Annotated in this window: 21 protein-coding genes; 5 read left to right on the top strand and 16 right to left on the bottom strand. The window is 46.5% G+C overall.

Annotated elements, in window-relative coordinates:
• Positions 1-228: 228 nt before the first annotated feature.
• Positions 229-444 (top strand): helix-turn-helix domain-containing protein, encoded by a 216-nt coding sequence (locus tag VF724_RS15915; RefSeq protein ID WP_371755242.1) that lies wholly within the window; start codon positions 229-231, stop codon positions 442-444.
• A gap of 270 nt (positions 445-714) precedes the next feature.
• On the opposite strand, the gene VF724_RS15910 is transcribed toward VF724_RS15915, so the two are convergent.
• Positions 715-975 carry a DUF7667 family protein gene (locus VF724_RS15910; RefSeq protein ID WP_371755244.1) on the bottom strand — a complete coding sequence of 87 codons (261 nt, stop codon included), beginning with the start codon at positions 973-975 and terminating at the stop codon, positions 715-717.
• Between the two features lie 219 nt (positions 976-1,194).
• Here VF724_RS15910 and VF724_RS15905 point away from each other — a divergent pair, with 219 nt between their 5' ends.
• Complete coding sequence (locus tag VF724_RS15905) at positions 1,195-1,440, top strand: helix-turn-helix transcriptional regulator (RefSeq protein WP_371755241.1); 246 nt, start codon at positions 1,195-1,197, stop codon at positions 1,438-1,440.
• Positions 1,441-1,480: 40 nt separating this feature from the next.
• On the opposite strand, the gene VF724_RS15900 is transcribed toward VF724_RS15905, so the two are convergent.
• Genes VF724_RS15900 through VF724_RS15850 form a run of 11 tightly spaced genes read right to left on the bottom strand, consistent with a single transcriptional unit; the run spans position 1,481 to position 8,418 of the window.
• The gene (locus VF724_RS15900) at positions 1,481-2,098 is read right to left on the bottom strand and encodes a hypothetical protein (protein ID WP_371755240.1); all 618 of its coding nucleotides are present in this window, start codon (positions 2,096-2,098) and stop codon (positions 1,481-1,483) included.
• Between the two features lie 25 nt (positions 2,099-2,123).
• A complete protein-coding gene (locus tag VF724_RS15895; protein WP_371755243.1) occupies positions 2,124-2,330 on the bottom strand; it encodes a LexA family protein in 207 nt (68 codons plus the stop codon).
• A gap of 16 nt (positions 2,331-2,346) precedes the next feature.
• Positions 2,347-2,781 (bottom strand): hypothetical protein, encoded by a 435-nt coding sequence (locus VF724_RS15890; protein WP_371755245.1) that lies wholly within the window; start codon positions 2,779-2,781, stop codon positions 2,347-2,349.
• Positions 2,711-3,010 carry a helix-turn-helix domain-containing protein gene (locus VF724_RS15885; protein ID WP_371755239.1) on the bottom strand — a complete coding sequence of 100 codons (300 nt, stop codon included), beginning with the start codon at positions 3,008-3,010 and terminating at the stop codon, positions 2,711-2,713. The genes VF724_RS15890 and VF724_RS15885 overlap by 71 nt, the downstream gene beginning before the upstream one ends.
• Positions 2,997-3,623: an IbrB-like domain-containing protein gene (locus VF724_RS15880; RefSeq protein WP_371755238.1), complete on the bottom strand. Its 627-nt coding sequence runs from the start codon at positions 3,621-3,623 to the stop codon at positions 2,997-2,999. The genes VF724_RS15885 and VF724_RS15880 overlap by 14 nt, the downstream gene beginning before the upstream one ends.
• Positions 3,624-4,040: a GNAT family N-acetyltransferase gene (locus tag VF724_RS15875; RefSeq protein WP_371755237.1), complete on the bottom strand. Its 417-nt coding sequence runs from the start codon at positions 4,038-4,040 to the stop codon at positions 3,624-3,626.
• Complete coding sequence (locus VF724_RS15870; RefSeq protein WP_371755236.1) at positions 4,037-5,125, bottom strand: phosphoadenosine phosphosulfate reductase domain-containing protein; 1,089 nt, start codon at positions 5,123-5,125, stop codon at positions 4,037-4,039. The genes VF724_RS15875 and VF724_RS15870 overlap by 4 nt, the downstream gene beginning before the upstream one ends.
• On the bottom strand, positions 5,109-6,140 hold the full coding sequence (locus VF724_RS15865; protein WP_371755235.1) for a hypothetical protein: 1,032 nt from the start codon (positions 6,138-6,140) through the stop codon (positions 5,109-5,111). Before VF724_RS15865 ends, VF724_RS15870 begins: the two co-directional genes overlap by 17 nt.
• Positions 6,141-6,144: 4 nt before the next feature.
• On the bottom strand, positions 6,145-6,345 hold the full coding sequence (locus VF724_RS15860; RefSeq protein ID WP_371755234.1) for a hypothetical protein: 201 nt from the start codon (positions 6,343-6,345) through the stop codon (positions 6,145-6,147).
• The gene (locus tag VF724_RS15855; RefSeq protein ID WP_371755233.1) at positions 6,342-7,742 is read right to left on the bottom strand and encodes an SNF2-related protein; all 1,401 of its coding nucleotides are present in this window, start codon (positions 7,740-7,742) and stop codon (positions 6,342-6,344) included. The genes VF724_RS15860 and VF724_RS15855 overlap by 4 nt, the downstream gene beginning before the upstream one ends.
• The gene (locus VF724_RS15850) at positions 7,717-8,418 is read right to left on the bottom strand and encodes a hypothetical protein (protein ID WP_371755232.1); all 702 of its coding nucleotides are present in this window, start codon (positions 8,416-8,418) and stop codon (positions 7,717-7,719) included. The genes VF724_RS15855 and VF724_RS15850 overlap by 26 nt, the downstream gene beginning before the upstream one ends.
• Before the next feature lie 191 nt (positions 8,419-8,609).
• Between VF724_RS15850 and VF724_RS15845 the strand changes: the two genes are divergently transcribed.
• The gene (locus tag VF724_RS15845; protein WP_371755231.1) at positions 8,610-8,816 is read left to right on the top strand and encodes a hypothetical protein; all 207 of its coding nucleotides are present in this window, start codon (positions 8,610-8,612) and stop codon (positions 8,814-8,816) included.
• Between the two features lie 18 nt (positions 8,817-8,834).
• Here the strand turns inward: VF724_RS15845 and VF724_RS15840 are convergent, their stop codons facing one another.
• Positions 8,835-8,993, bottom strand: a complete 159-nt coding sequence (locus VF724_RS15840; protein WP_371755230.1) for a hypothetical protein — start codon at positions 8,991-8,993, stop codon at positions 8,835-8,837.
• Positions 8,990-9,175: a transcriptional regulator gene (locus VF724_RS15835; protein ID WP_371755229.1), complete on the bottom strand. Its 186-nt coding sequence runs from the start codon at positions 9,173-9,175 to the stop codon at positions 8,990-8,992. The genes VF724_RS15840 and VF724_RS15835 overlap by 4 nt, the downstream gene beginning before the upstream one ends.
• Positions 9,176-9,377: 202 nt before the next feature.
• On the opposite strand from VF724_RS15835, the gene VF724_RS15830 reads away from it, so the two are divergent.
• Together VF724_RS15830 and VF724_RS15825 are read left to right on the top strand one after the other, a co-directional pair.
• On the top strand, positions 9,378-9,644 hold the full coding sequence (locus tag VF724_RS15830) for a hypothetical protein (protein WP_371755228.1): 267 nt from the start codon (positions 9,378-9,380) through the stop codon (positions 9,642-9,644).
• 20 nt (positions 9,645-9,664) lie between these two features.
• On the top strand, positions 9,665-10,072 hold the full coding sequence (locus VF724_RS15825) for a hypothetical protein (RefSeq protein ID WP_371755227.1): 408 nt from the start codon (positions 9,665-9,667) through the stop codon (positions 10,070-10,072).
• A gap of 114 nt (positions 10,073-10,186) precedes the next feature.
• Here the strand turns inward: VF724_RS15825 and VF724_RS15820 are convergent, their stop codons facing one another.
• Both VF724_RS15820 and VF724_RS15815 read right to left on the bottom strand, forming a co-directional pair.
• Positions 10,187-10,594 carry a phage holin, LLH family gene (locus VF724_RS15820; protein ID WP_371755226.1) on the bottom strand — a complete coding sequence of 136 codons (408 nt, stop codon included), beginning with the start codon at positions 10,592-10,594 and terminating at the stop codon, positions 10,187-10,189.
• A gap of 119 nt (positions 10,595-10,713) precedes the next feature.
• A complete protein-coding gene (locus VF724_RS15815; RefSeq protein ID WP_371755225.1) occupies positions 10,714-12,120 on the bottom strand; it encodes a glucosaminidase domain-containing protein in 1,407 nt (468 codons plus the stop codon).
• Positions 12,121-12,122 lie beyond the last annotated feature (2 nt).

The following is a 12,122-nucleotide window of genomic DNA, read 5'->3' as shown; positions in this document are numbered from 1 at the left end:
AATCGGATCACCTTTTATACTTTAAGGAATAATTATTTCCTGCTTGTTTCTTAAGTAATTCAAGCACGATTTCACGTATCAATTGCGCTTTTCGCATCTGTTTTTCTTCATCGGTCATATGTGTCCATCTCCTTTGGGTGTTTACAAAATAATACAGATCGGTGTATAATCTTTCCAAGCAATTCAAAGTCGAGGTGAAAAATGGCTCTCCAGATGGGGAGGAGCCTTTTGCGAAAACGATTAAAGGAAGCTGGTTTGACGCAGAGAGAATTTTCGAAAAGACTCGGCGTTGAAGAGTCTTTCACTTCCATGGTCATCAGCGGCGAACGCCAATTTTCATATGAGAGATCGATCAATGCTGCTGAGATATTAGGTTGTCATCCAAAAGCTCTCCATGAGTGGCGAGAAGTTCCTTTATCAGAACTGCAAAAAGGCAAAGAGTAGGATATACCTGCTCCCTCCTAATCTGGATTTTCACTTATGGGTGAAGTTTATCGGCGTCAAGATTTTTTTGTTCACGCATTTTTCACTTTACTGCAATCATTTATTGTTGTACATTATCAATGACCTTTTTTTTCAAACAACCTCTGCCAAAGGTTGTTTTCTTTTTCTGTACCGGATCTTTGTTCCTCATATGAATCACCTCCCACTATCAGGTAATTCCAAAAATATCACAATTTCCGACAAAATGGTATACAAGAAAATGGTAAAAACTCAGTCGGTGCTCTTGCGGCCCGGCTTTTTCTTTTTCTCTCCGAATTCGATTCGATCAATCTCAATGCAGATTTCATGCTGCCAATCCACATCATTTGTCATCGAGGCGATGAGAGACATATTCTCCAGGTATGCCATTTCCCAAACGTATTTCGTGTTCAGGGACAAACAATGCTGAACCTCCGTCATCTCCTCCGGCGTCAGCGGCCGACGCTTGTTGAGTGTCCAGAGCTCCGCAAGCCGCTGGTGGAATGGTTTCACTGCCAAAGTGACCACCACCCCACACAGGCCAGTGCGCCAAGAATTAGGACAAACCACGGCGCGAGTTTTTCTTGCATGATACCATCTCCTTTTCGGTTTGATGGTATATCTTATGCACATTTTATTGTGAAGTTGACTAATTTTTTGTGCAGATGAATAATTTTCTATTCGGCAATACCTCTTATTTTTCATCAAAGGAATCGACAAGCATAAAATGGAATGTATGAGTTAGAGGTGATGAAAATGATTTGCCACTTGAAAAGCATTTTATCTCTGCTGGACATGACTCAAACGGAGCTTGCCGATATACTCGACGTGCATAGGAACACGGTCACGAACATCATGCGACACAACACGAATTTTTCTTTTGATCTTGCTTATCGAATTTTAGATGTGATCAATGGGAGGGCAAAAGAAAAGGGGATTCAAAAGACTTGGACTGTTGAGGACGTTTGGGAAAAATAAAGCCCCGCAGCTCAAAGCCTTGGGGCTTATGGTTATTTTCTTATAACTCCACTACCTCTGGTCGATATTGGATTGTCGCTTTGTTTAATTGACCTGCAAATACACTTAATGTGATTGCCATATCGTCCATAAATGTGACAGACTGCATTTCTCCTTTGGAGTCTAAGTAATTGAGGATGAAGAAATGGCTCTTCTTTCCCTTCTTTCTTTTGTTGCCAACTCCCGTCATACCGCCAACGATAGCGCCTAGAGGGCCAAGCAATACCCCTCCAACAACTGCCCGGCCAACAACACTTTTACTTTTTTCAAGAATCTCCTGTTCGCTCTTCACGGTTGCCACCCGGATGTTTTGATTCTTAATTTCGAACTTCTGACTTTCGTTTTCGATAAGCAGCTTTTCCTCAAGCAAGAACAGATCACATTTGACTCCAGGTTGCAAAGGCAGACCATCCACATATTGAACGCTTAGGCTGGCCGATGCACCAAGCTCTTTCGTCCTTTTCTTGAGTTTAGCAGCCTGCTTTACCCCCATTACAACGCCAGCAACTACTGCAACAATGATAACAAAAAGAAATAACCAAACAAAAATCACACAATCACCCCGTTTAGCTTGATAATAATTCCTTCGACAATTTCCTTCATTTTCCTTCTTTCCCACATAAAAAAAGAGCCCTCAAATGGACTCACCACACCCCCGGCTTCACGACGATCCTCTCCGGCCGCTCCCGTGACCATTCGATATATCTGTCCTCGGCCAGCGCTTCGAGTGCGTCCAGGATCGCCGCCTCATCCCTGCCAGTCTTGATCATCAGCTCCCGGATCGTCGGGGGACGGCCGTATTTTCTTGTATAATTCACGATGATCCGGAGCGTTTTGCGCTGAAAGGCCAGACTGCATGGCGTCCCCTTATCTAATCTCTTCTGGCGCTAGTATAATCCACCCCATACAGCGCGAAAAATCGCCAGTCCACTGCAAGGCATCCATGTGTAACACAACCCCTACCTCCAAACGGTCCGCGATATACGGAATGGGCAGCGGATCACTCAGTTTCGTGTACAACGGAGATGCGGCCGAGTTATGGATCATTTCCCAAATCATCCCGTCGTCGTTGGAGCTGATCGCAGTCGTAAGGATTGGAGCGTCGTCACGAAACAGTGTGATGAGAGTCCCGTTATCCGTCGATGTGCTCTTAGCCGTGTATCCGTCCAATACCTCCGCTTCGCCGTTTAGTGACTCTTTGTAGATACGCTGCAGTTTTAAATACAATTGTTTATTGACTTCGCCTGGGTATGTCTTCTGAATGTGACCGGTGTTTAGGGTGATGTGGTTCAGGTATTTCATTCTTCCCCAACCTCCTATATTCTAATACTTGATCAATCCGCAACCCGTACACTCTGCAAATCGTTTCGATGGTGTCAGAGAGAACAGGAAAGTCATCGTTCCAAATTTTCGCCCCAGTATTTGAAGAAAAACCACAATCGCCATATAATTCCGTCTTTTTTTTCTTTTTTCCCGTTTCCGGATTTCTCTGCCGGTCGTACCAAATTCGAAATGGTTCAAATGTCAGCATATTCTACGCCCCCAAGTTCCCAAGATTTTGAATACTGTCTGCCCCTGAACAGTTCTGCAATTCCAGAAGTCTGTTTGAGTCGGAGCACTTCGTCCGCATCCATACCTAAATGTTTGGCGATAGTCACATCGTCCCAACCCTTCCGCACCAACTCCACAACGATATTCGTCATGCCTAGTACCGAATGTTTCCCCCGGGCCCGGTTGTGGCGGATCGTAGAGGCCATGCGGTTTTCAATCGGTTTATTGATGACGACGAGCGGAAGACGGTTTTTTATCTGCTCCCGGATGTCCCGATATTCTTTCCCAATACGGTGCCGGTGAAATCCGTCCACGATGATATATTTCTGTCGTTCTTCGTCCCAGTATGCGACGATCGGCTGTGTATAACCATCCTCTTTGATGGAATGGTATAGCAGGCGCATCTCAGGGGGAGCCACAGAGTTTGGATTGTATTCATTAGCCTCAACCAACTCCGCAGGAATCCATTGGACCGCGCCAACCGGATGCTGAATAGGGTGTACATCTTTGAGAAGTCGCTGCAGTTCATTGATGGCAGAGATACGTTCTGCCTCTGGCATTCTTTTTAATTGCTCAATTACTTGATCGAACATCTATTCCAGCTCCTTTCGCATGATTTTATATTTTCCTTTTATTCCGATCTGCTCAAAACCATGACGTATGTGGGTATTGTAGCTTTTATCCGTGACCGTCGCTATAATTCGTTTAACGCCGCGTTCCTTCGCGATTCTCAAACGCTCTTCAAACATTCGATTATAGACGCCCTGACCGCGCCAGTCGGGGTGTACCCAGCCACTTTTCATAACCGCCTTCCCAGGCGTTTTCAAAAATTCAATGCTACTACAGGCGATCGGTACACAATTAGAAAGCGCAACAATCCATTCCCGCCCCGGATCATTCCAGATCGGCATGCCCAAGTCTTTCGCCACCTGCCGGCTGCCGAAGAATGGCCCAATCAGGTTGTAGAAGTTCGGATCATCCCGGTTCGTTCTTACCAGTTCAACATTCACAGGATTTCCCTCCATTTCGCGAGATTGTCCTCTTTCGATTGCTTAGGTTTTACGACTGGAATATTCGATTCCCAATCATTGATAAGGAGTTGTCGGCATTGTTGTCGGTGAACGCTTTCGTCATCCAGCTGACCGGCAAATCGTTCCCGGAACCGCTCGACATGCGAGCTTGGCGTCGTCTCCAACAGGAAATCCCGATATTCACGCCAGGACGAAAATGCCGGCGGCAGCCTTGAAGCGTTGTAAATCATATCTTCTTTGATGTATCGGGCCGCCACATGCACGCCAGGCATTCGCTCGAGCAGTTTCCGGTATGTATCAGGTTCAAACTCATGCAGTGATTCAAGACTTTTGAGTGAGTTTTCATGCCCAAGATAGGAAACACGCACATCTTGGATCCGGTGGCCGCGCCAGTGCATAAAATCATAAATTCGGTTGTATCTGAGCCCACGAACGGCGATATGATGCCAGATATCCTCAAACGTCCAATCATAAAGCGGATATGCCTTGATGCCGGATTTTCCTGTCTGGGTCGTCCACATCAGCCCGTTCCACCCGGGGTTTTTGACGACGGATCGGAAGCGGTTTAAACTTTCTTCGGCCCGGAGCCCCACAATGAACACCGTCTCTTCCAAATCCCAATATGCTTTATCCCACCATTCCAGAAATGGATAAAACCGTTGCGGATAGTTCCGATCAATCGCATGTATGGCTGACGGATCCTTCTCTCGCATCCACCCTTCTCCCGGTCCCCAGGCATAGAGGAAATCTATTCGGAGAGAAGCGGCATTTGTCATTTTGAGCGGTATCTGAAACCAGAATGGTCGGACGCCGTCGTGTGACAAGATGTGCTTCACCTGATCGATCGTGGACTGGTATTCGGCTTCCTGATCAAGAAAAAATACATTCATCTCCCGACCGCGCCGATGCGCTTCCTGATAACACAGGTCAAATAGCACTGTACTATCTTTTCCACCAGAAACGGAGATCACGATGTTTCGAAAGTGGTCAAAAAGCAATGATATTCGTTTTGTAGCCGCGTCCAGTACATTTTCCGGCAAATACAGCTTAGTTCCGGCCCGCATGCTGCACCTCCTCATAGAGCATTTTCGAGAACAGGTTGATACTGTCGTACTCGTCGAACATTCTCTTATACAAGAGTCGGTCGACGGTCGTATCGCTTCGAAATACGATAATTTCACAGTCTGGCCGGACATTTGCGATTACATCCAGAAATAAATACCCCCGGATGATAGGCGTCTCGAATAGAATGACACGATCGTATTGATCCTCGCCGCCGTTAGTGTCGTAGAATGACCGGACTTCGATACCTGGGAATCGTTTCTGCAGGCGTTTGTTGTGGCCGGACAAGTTTGTATATACGACGGTTCGGCCAGACTCTCGCAGTAGTTTCTCTAGCATTTCATATCGGCTTTCCCGGATGTTTGTCCAATCCGCCAGCGTCGTGATGATCGGGCTGGCTGTTTTGTTTTCCTCAAAAAGCCTGTCCCGCAGTTGCTTGTATTCAGATGCTTCAGACCTGGTCAGCGGACAATCGATCGTTTCAACATGATTTCCAAGAAAATCGGAATAATCGATTTCCGCCGCCTTCGCCAGTTTTTGAGCCAACCAACGGAAATCATGCGCGCGTATCCGCTCCCCGGCCGGCGTCAATTCCCAATTATTTTCTCGAAAACTGTACCAATGCTGATAGCCAAGGATTCCGCGATAAATGAACGCTAGCGGCGAGTATAAGTATTCAATGCCGGTTGTGAATGGTACGATATCCACCATGGTCTTGTGCGAGTACCTCTCCGCGATCCGACTCAGACGAACGAATGTGTTGTTCGTGATAAGTTTATACCGGGATGGACGATCAAAGACAAGCAGTGTCTGATCGTCAGCTAAGTTGAACAGATCGTTCGATTTTGTCACGTCCTCATATGCATGTAGGGTGGCTTCCGGAAATCTCGCTGCAATATCCGGCATGAATTTTTTCGGCACGAGATAGGCAAGTTTTTTCAATCCGCTGCGTGCGAAATAGGATCGGATGAATGCGGCCCGGGCGTCTGGAGATTTTGAATAGAAGATGGGTTTCACTTCATCACTTCCCATATTTGATATACATTTTCACGCTGAACTTTTGTGGTTTCTGCCCATATTTCTTGGCGATTTCGACAGCTCGAGCATTGAAGATTTCGCGATATTCCGCCATCATCTCTTCCGCCTGTTTGAAATTGATACGGCCTAGGTTATAGAGATCACGGGCTTCTAACGCTTTCTTTCGTGCTTCTTCTTCGTTCATAGCGATTTAATCAACTCCTTAATTCGGTCTTTTTTGACTTTATCCACTTCTTTTTGAAAATCATACAACACGGAGCTTTTCTTTGAAAGCGACTTATATATGCGATCATCGATTGAGTTTACGCAATGGATATCCGTATAGATCACGTCTTTTTCTTGACCGATCCGATGACAACGATCCTCAGCTTGCTCTCGTTCGGAATATTTAAATCCGTTGTTGTAGAAAAATACCCTGTTCGCCTCGTTCAGCGTCAACCCATGACCACCAGTGCTTTGGGTTCCGACAAAAAAACGAGCATTTTTATGGAATTTCTCTTCCTCCAATTTTCGTTTCGATTCCTGAGTTTTCCCATAATATAAAGCTACCGAATCGTACCCGTAAGCTGTGCGAAGAGCATCCGCTATATGTTCAATATCATACTGAAACTTCGCCCAGACAATAATTTTATCATCTCTCAATTTGTCAATTGAGTCCATAAGCGTAGATAATCGATCGTGTTTATACTCAAGTAACTTCCCGTTTCGATTCCAAAACCCACTCACGATCTGCTGCAACCACATAAATAGTTTAAAGATATAGTATCGATCAAACCTATCATATTCCACCGCATCCAACGCATCATACTTTGCTTGTCCGTAAGCTTCTTGTTGTTCCTCAGACATTTCAAAATATACTGTTCTCATAAGCTTGGTGGGCAGATTCAAGCTTTCTTCCTTTGTGACTTGATAAGTGTATGGTTTGATTTTTGCAGCCAGATACTCGACATTATGTGCCCTGACAATCATACCCGGGAACTTGTCTGAATACTCCAGATGATTTGCCGCAAATGAATAGAATGAGCTATATCCCAATATTTTGGGTGATAGAAAATAGAATTGTGAATATAAGTCCTGCACACCCTTGCTGAGAGGCGTTCCGGTCATAATAGCACGATATCTGGCTTCCCTTGAGAAGGTAGTAATTCGCATCGTCCGTTTAGCCCGGTGATATTTGCAATACGTCGACTCGTCCAAAATGACGAATGTTTTCTCGGTGATCAGTTTGTGCGCCGTTAGAATGACGCGGGCACTGGAGCTCATCGACTCAATACCGATAACATACCACATCGCATCAGGAATTGTCTTTTCTGTTATTTCGTCGTTAAAAACGCAAATATCTTCTCGCGTGCAATAGGTATGCTTCAGGATCTCGCCCAGCACCGTTTGTTTTAATGACACCGGGCAGAACCAAACCACTTTGTCAATTTTACGCGAACGATATTTTGCCAATTCAATGACCGTCCGGCTCTTGCCGGTGCCCATCTCCATAAGCAACGCATTGATCCGGGAAGGCAGAAGTTTATTCATTGCATCAATCTGATGCGGCAAAAGATCAGTCGTCGTCTCGAAAATTCTCATCAATCTCATCTCCTTGCGGGATGTCCAATACTGGAGGTTTATCAGCGATAATTGTCCTGGATTGTTTTGTTGGTTTTGGAACGTGAACGATGAGTTCCGCCGCTCTTTCCGCGTGCGCTTTCTCGATGAGTTCTTGAGCGCCCTTTGAAAGCTGGAAACCATATTTTCCGGCAAAATCCATCACTTCATCAAAATGTCGAGCAGGCACAACTACGTATGGTTTGTTCCATTTACTTCCTGTGATACGTCGAGCAGCAGAATAAAAATCGTCCACTCCTCTGTCCCACTCAATCGTAAACCAACCCTCATACTCTCCTTTTGTGCGCATCATAATCCATTTGATGCATTCTTGTTCATATTGTCCAGATATAGCTTTTTCTCGAATTGATTCGTTTTCTATGTGAATGATGAAGCCCTTATCCAAAAGCCGGTGACCAATTTCGGCAGCGCGGTCCTCTACAGTTCCGTTCGTGGGGTGAATTTTCCGTACCCAACGGCCTCGTTCCCATGAGAGTTTCAATATTCCTTTAGCAAGATCATAAAGATCGTCATGCCGATCCGGATTATGAACCTCGATGAGATTTCCAACAATTCGAATCTCGACCACCATTTCAGATATGGGATTTTCCGGACGAACGATCGCGCTTGGATCATCAGTGATATTGTATTTTGCCATGCTTTTTCCTCCTCTTTTAATAATTACGTGTGATTAACTTTGTATCTATAATATATACAAATCAGATTTTTATGTCAATATAAACAATATTTATTTTTTGTAAAAAATATTTACTTCCCAATCATGCTATTTTTTCCTTGACTTTATACGTGTGTACGTATATAATAGAAGTATAGAAAGGAGGGGATCAAGTGGACAAGTTGACGATGCAGGCATTTGAAAAAATGCAAAAAGCGGAACACCGAATGCGTCAAGCACGCGACCGAATGGCACTCGGGCGCATCACGCAAGCAGAGTTCCGCCAGCAAGTCGAGGCGATCGAAGCGCGATACGCGCTAACCGCCGAAGAGCAAAGGGCTTACGAGAACCATTTGCAACGGACTCGTAAAACCCAGTAGTAAGGAGAGGGGAGCTGATCAGGCTCCTCTCCTTCGCAGTTTCGACCTCAACTCAAGCTTACCATCGAACGCGGCATCAAGCAAGTTCTCATGCTCCTCAAATGATAAGAAAAGCGCCGGGATCAATACATGTCCGTCAATAAAATAATCTAGGTATCTTGCTTTGTTTCGTTTCATACCTTCCCCTCCCGTTCCATACGTTCCTCAATGGCTTTGACGATATATTCATTCAGACTCTCACCCACTGCCGCCGCCGCAGCTTTATAAACATCTTTTCTGCCCTTCGGGACAAGGAACTGCACACGGTCATAGTTTTTAGCCTGATATTTATTCTTTGCTCTGGTCGCCGATGTTCCCATGGATATCACTCCTTAAAGCAAGGATACCACAAAAATTATACGTTAGCAAGTACAGAAAAGTAGCGCAGGTAACATATGGGCGGCAAACCGAGAAGAGGCAATCATGAAAGGATTTCGCGTACATCATTTTAAAAAATAATGTTGACGTTGACATACATTTAGTGTATATTAAAGACATCCAAAAGAAACGGAGTGATTTTAAATGTCAAAGGTAACAATCGAAGCAGTAAAAATGATGTTAGCAAAAGCGGAAGGCGCACCGAGAGCAACAGAAAAGCAAGTTGCTTTTATCAATGACCTGATGGCGTCACACAAAGTCCCAGAAGATTTATCCGTCATCCTGGAGGCAATCAACAATGACTTAAAACAACTCCCAGCGGCCGTCGCATCACGCTTGATTGACACTCTTAAATCAAGCCCGAAACGGATTTTTGTCAAGCATCCAGACGGAATGCTGGAAGAAGTCTAAATGAATAGGAGGTAAGACTCATGCAAAAGTATATCGTCGCTGACGGTATTATAATGGAGTTCCACGGTGTAGTGCCGTGGAATCTCCCCATCAAAGCATATGGACGGGATTGGGTTGTCGTCGAAGCTTTAGGGATGGATGATGCACTGGAACAAGCAAAACGTTTTGACACAGACCAGCATCCCGCACAAGAGATATTTGCCGCCGCGATCCGTGGAATGGACGAAGAAGAAGCATTGAAATGGGTCGGGTGGGAAAAAGATTCGATAATCGGGTACGCGGAAGCCGCAAAAATTTTGGGCTGGGATAAACGTCGAATCGGCACATACATGCAGCGTGGCAGTTTCCCGGAGCCGATCATTCGACTTGCTTCCGGCCCAATCTGGACACGTAAACAAATTGAAGATTACCGGGACTCTCGAAAATGATCCGACGTATGCGTGATCTGTGTAGCAGAATTTGCTACTTCTCCCAGCGATAAAAAGTTACCTGCTCCCCGCCATGCCGAAGCCAGCGGGGAAAGCGAGGAGGATATCGGAAGGTTAGGAGTTTGTAACGTTAGGCGTTTGCGGAGCTTGCCCCGATCCGGTTGTTACGGTCATTTGAGGTGCAGGCTTTGCCTTTGTGTTATATTCCAGGACTGCTTTTTCGATGGCTGCCCGGATTTCTTCCTGCGTAACGTTGATACCGTAACCTTTCAGCTTTTGTGTGGCGTAATCGATCGCCGCCGCCATCTTCTGCGGACCTTGGTATTGCGCCCAAACAGTTTCTGCAAAGCTAAAGGCTTCCTGTGCCACGGCATGCAACGTCTGCCGCTGGTTGGCTGTGGTATGGGCATCCAGCCAAACAATAGCTTGCTTTTTGAGGGTGGAGATGTAATATACGACCAAAGTAACAGCTAAGCCCAAGACCGCCTGAACGATGTCTTGGATATACGGTTGGTAATCCATTTAAATCATCCCTTCCGCCCATTTTGGGCATAAAAATAACCGCCAGTAGCGGGTATCACATGTCTGGTGTGTAATGATACAACGGCGCTTCCGTAGCCCATCTTCTTTCGTTTCACAGTTTACTTAAATCCTTTCTCCTCTTGCGCTCTCAAGGACACAGCCAGCGTCCGCCAGCCCTCTTCCGTAAATTTCGGATCGTGGATCAATCCGCCCAGATCAGTGGAGCCAAATTCCGTCACAAACCATTGCGGAGCCGGAATCTTTTCTGCCAGTTTCGCCACTTGCGCGGCCAGCACATCAAATGCTTTCTTTTCTTCCGCTGTCATCTCATCAGCCTCCATATCATATTGATAAAGGTTGTACTCATCCATAATTGCTATCAACTTCTCAGCATAGTTTGGGTCAGTAGCATATCCCGCTGCTTGGATTTCGCGGGCTGCCGTTCGCCCATCTACTCCCAACACATTGCGGTATCTGTTCGGGTCCCAACTTAAACCGTTGACCAATAGCGCGGAGTGATCTGCAACGGACTCGCCCCAATCATGATAAGCCCGGAAATAAGCCTGTACACGCTGCGCGACTCCGTTGACATATTCGGTTGTCCATTTTAAGACGCTTCCTGCCGGACCAGTGCCCTTAATACCAAACAAATTGTTTGCATCCTGCGTCAGCCCGCTGTTTCCGTCTGCCGACTCCAAACACCCCTGGGCAATCGTAAGTGATGCCGGGACTCTACTTTTCCGCATATCCTCAACCGCATAAGGCGCTAGAGACTTGATAAATTTCGATCGCATCATAACACTCCCCGTCCATGTATCCATTACAAAGCCGTAAAACGCTCGATACGGCAAGTAACAGTATCCTTTGTCTCCCCAACTCGGTCCCCAACTGTTTCGGACGATAAACACCTGTCGGTCGTCGTCGTAGCCCGCGAATACCATTGCGTGGCCGCCCAGACGAGCTTCCTTGCCCACATCCGGGACAGATACCATGCCGTCACTGCCAACCCTCTCAAGCGACTCATAGACCACAAATCCAAACACCACCGGCAGACCCTGAGCGAGTGCTGCTTTGATATCGTCCATGCTGTTGACGCGGTGGTACTCCCTGATCCGGAACCGTCCGGCGTCGGCCTCTGCATCTGCATCCGGCTGTGTTCGGAAATCCTTTGAGTAAGGCCAGAGCAATTCGGAGCTGACCCCGGTCTGCTGCAGCACCTTCATGCCGTCCCTGAGGCTGGCCCCGGAATCCTCGTTGACTCTGCCCAAGATTTCACGCTCGTGCCAGTAGAGAAAGAGCCGACTGAGTGCTTCAAGCGGCTTGCCAGCTTGGAGTAGCAGATACTCCCGCAGGCCGCTGACAATCGCGTTCGCCGTACAGCTGCCGATTGACCCTTGATCCACTACCGGGGACATCTGCGTCCGGAGGTCGACTTGCTTGGGCAGGTCTGCAGGCGTTTTGAAGGTACTGCGATAGACATAGTCTCGCATATCCAGCGGGTCCGGCTGAAGTGTGTATTTTCTCATTG

This window comes from Ferviditalea candida (genome assembly GCF_035282765.1).
Lineage (GTDB): Bacteria > Bacillota > Bacilli > Paenibacillales > KCTC-25726 > Ferviditalea > Ferviditalea candida.
This window is presented reverse-complemented; position numbering and strand designations above follow the sequence as displayed.

Excerpts from the sequence above, each read along its gene's own strand:
- VF724_RS15905 (WP_371755241.1), top strand. The coding sequence starts at position 1,195 with ATGTATGAGTTAGAGGTGATGAAAATGATTTGCCACTTGAAAAGCATT.
- VF724_RS15890 (WP_371755245.1), bottom strand. The coding sequence starts at position 2,781 with ATGAAATACCTGAACCACATCACCCTAAACACCGGTCACATTCAGAAG.
- VF724_RS15885 (WP_371755239.1), bottom strand. The coding sequence starts at position 3,010 with ATGCTGACATTTGAACCATTTCGAATTTGGTACGACCGGCAGAGAAAT.
- VF724_RS15880 (WP_371755238.1), bottom strand. The coding sequence starts at position 3,623 with ATGTTCGATCAAGTAATTGAGCAATTAAAAAGAATGCCAGAGGCAGAA.
- VF724_RS15870 (WP_371755236.1), bottom strand. The coding sequence starts at position 5,125 with ATGCGGGCCGGAACTAAGCTGTATTTGCCGGAAAATGTACTGGACGCG.
- VF724_RS15860 (WP_371755234.1), bottom strand. The coding sequence starts at position 6,345 with ATGAACGAAGAAGAAGCACGAAAGAAAGCGTTAGAAGCCCGTGATCTC.
- VF724_RS15855 (WP_371755233.1), bottom strand. The coding sequence starts at position 7,742 with ATGAGAATTTTCGAGACGACGACTGATCTTTTGCCGCATCAGATTGAT.
- VF724_RS15850 (WP_371755232.1), bottom strand. The coding sequence starts at position 8,418 with ATGGCAAAATACAATATCACTGATGATCCAAGCGCGATCGTTCGTCCG.
- VF724_RS15840 (WP_371755230.1), bottom strand. The coding sequence starts at position 8,993 with ATGAAACGAAACAAAGCAAGATACCTAGATTATTTTATTGACGGACAT.
- VF724_RS15835 (WP_371755229.1), bottom strand. The coding sequence starts at position 9,175 with ATGGGAACATCGGCGACCAGAGCAAAGAATAAATATCAGGCTAAAAAC.
- VF724_RS15830 (WP_371755228.1), top strand. The coding sequence starts at position 9,378 with ATGTCAAAGGTAACAATCGAAGCAGTAAAAATGATGTTAGCAAAAGCG.
- VF724_RS15825 (WP_371755227.1), top strand. The coding sequence starts at position 9,665 with ATGCAAAAGTATATCGTCGCTGACGGTATTATAATGGAGTTCCACGGT.
- VF724_RS15820 (WP_371755226.1), bottom strand. The coding sequence starts at position 10,594 with ATGGATTACCAACCGTATATCCAAGACATCGTTCAGGCGGTCTTGGGC.
- VF724_RS15815 (WP_371755225.1), bottom strand. The coding sequence starts at position 12,120 with ATGAGAAAATACACACTTCAGCCGGACCCGCTGGATATGCGAGACTAT.